This window comes from Arthrobacter sp. JCM 19049 (assembly GCF_001310435.1).
Map to the genome: position 1 here is coordinate 1 of NZ_BAXF01000874.1, position 630 is coordinate 630.

At 69.7% G+C, this 630-nt stretch carries 1 pseudogene; it reads left to right on the top strand.

Annotated features, from left to right (window positions below):
- A pseudogene (locus JCM19049_RS16855) lies at window positions 1-630 on the top strand (dihydroorotase); the annotation flags it as partial.

Below are 630 nucleotides of genomic sequence, written 5' to 3' on the forward strand. Positions count from 1 at the left end.
GGCCGGCAAGCAGCTGAGCGAGATCGGCGCGATGGCCGACTCCCGGGCGAAGGTGCGCATGTTCTCCGATGACGGGATCTGCGTGTTTGACCCGCTGCTGATGCGCCGGGCCCTGGAATACGTCAAGGCCTTCGACGGGGTGATCGCCCAGCACGCCCAGGAACCGCGGCTGACCGAGGGCGCGCAGATGAACGAGGGCGAAGTCTCGGCCGTGCTCGGCCTGGCCGGCTGGCCGGCCGTGGCGGAGGAGTCGATCATCGCCCGCGACGTGCTGCTGGCCGAACACGTCGGCGCCCGCCTGCACGTGTGCCACGTCTCCACCGCCGGTAGCGTGGAAATCATCCGCTGGGCCAAGCCCGCGGCATCCAGGTCACCGCGGAGGTCACCCCGCACCACCTGCTGCTCACCGATGAGAAGGTACGCAGCTTCGACCCGGTCTACAAGGTCAACCCGCCTCTGCGCCGCGAAGCGGACGTCATGGCGCTGCGCGCCGGGGTGGCCGATGGCACCATCGACATGATCGGCACCGACCACGCCCCGCACCCGGCCGAATCCAAGGACTGCGAATGGGGGGCCGCCGCGATGGGCATGACCGGGCTGGAAACCGCCCTGTCCATCGTGCAGCACACC